Consider the following 1,462-nt stretch of genomic DNA (forward strand, 5'->3'; position numbering starts at 1 on the left):
GTTTTTCTCTATCGTAGTCTGAATCGGTTTCTTCTAGTTGTTTACGAATTTGACCAATTCGCTTTTGCACGTCCGCTTTTGTGTTGTCACCAGCAGCAACGATGGTGGTGTTTTCTTTGTCAATCGTGATTTTCCGGGCAGTTCCCAGGGTTTCCAAAGAAGCGGTATCCAAGCTTAAGCCAATTTCTTCAGAAATCAGCTGTCCGTTGGTGAGAATGGCAATATCTTGCAACAATGCTTTGCGGCGATCGCCAAACCCAGGGGCTTTGATAGCGGCGACAGCAAGCACTCCCCGCGCTTTGTTTACAACCAAAGTTGCTAAAGCTTCCCCTTCTACATCTTCACTGATAATCAGCAAGGGTTGACCTAGACGGGCGACCTTTTCCAAAACTGGAATTAACTCTTGGATGTTGCTGATTTTCTTATCAGTAATCAGGATGCGGGCATTTTCAAATTCTACCGTCAACCGTTCGTTGTTGGTGATGAAGTAGGGGGAGATGTAACCTCTGTCTATCTGCATCCCTTCTACAACTTCTAAATCCGTTGTCAGGGACTTAGATTCTTCAACAGTGATCACACCGTCTTTGGTGACTTTCTCCATCGCCTCAGCTAGCATTTTGCCGACTTCTTCGTCGTTTCCAGCGGAGACTGTGGCAACTTGGGCGATCGCCGCACCTTCTACTGGCTTTGCTACTGCTGCAATTTCCTTTACCAACGCCTCAACGGTTTTGTCAATTCCCCGCTTCAGGGCAATAGGGTTGGTACCTGCGGCAACATTCTTCAAACCCTCGCGAATCAACGCTTGCGCCAACACAGTAGCAGTCGTGGTACCATCTCCAGCCACATCTTTGGTTTTTGACGCCACTTCCTGAACCAGTTTTGCGCCAGTGTTTTCTAACGGGTCTTCTAGTTCAATTTCTTTGGCAACGGTGATACCATCGTTAACAATTTGGGGTGCTCCAAATTTTTTCTCCAAAAGAACATTGCGACCTTTTGGTCCTAAGGTAATTTTCACAGCATCGGCAAGAGCGTTGATGCCTCGTTCTAAAGCCCGCCGCGAATCTTCATTAAATGCAATAATTTTTGCCATGTTTTGTGTTCTCTAGCGCTTCCAATAGACAATTTAGCACTCACTGGTCAAGAGTGCTAATCACTTTTAGACAAAGCTACCCAAAAATCGTCTTGAAGTTGGGGTGTAAGGGTGTAGGGGTGTAAGGGTGTAAGGGTGTAAGGGTGTAAGGGTGTAGGGGTGTAGGGAATAAATCACTGGGTCGAGGTACCCTTATTGGTTCCGGGGCTTTCCTGTACAAAAAATTAGGAATTGGGATTTGGGATTTGGGGAAGAGAAACCCAAAACTTGGATCTAGGCGTCAACTCCCAACTTCCCCCTAACTCCCAACTCCTAACTCCTAACTCCTAGTAATAGTTTCTCTTCCCCCCTTACACCCTTACACCCTTACAC

Annotated in this window: 1 pseudogene; it reads right to left on the minus strand. The window is 46.4% G+C overall.

The features are described 5' to 3' along the window. Positions 1-1,090 (minus strand): annotated as a pseudogene (groEL, locus tag DP116_RS27985) (chaperonin GroEL); the annotation flags it as partial. Between the last annotated feature and the right edge of the window lie 372 nt (positions 1,091-1,462).

Source organism: Brasilonema bromeliae SPC951 (assembly GCF_012912135.1).
Taxonomy (GTDB): domain Bacteria; phylum Cyanobacteriota; class Cyanobacteriia; order Cyanobacteriales; family Nostocaceae; genus Brasilonema; species Brasilonema bromeliae.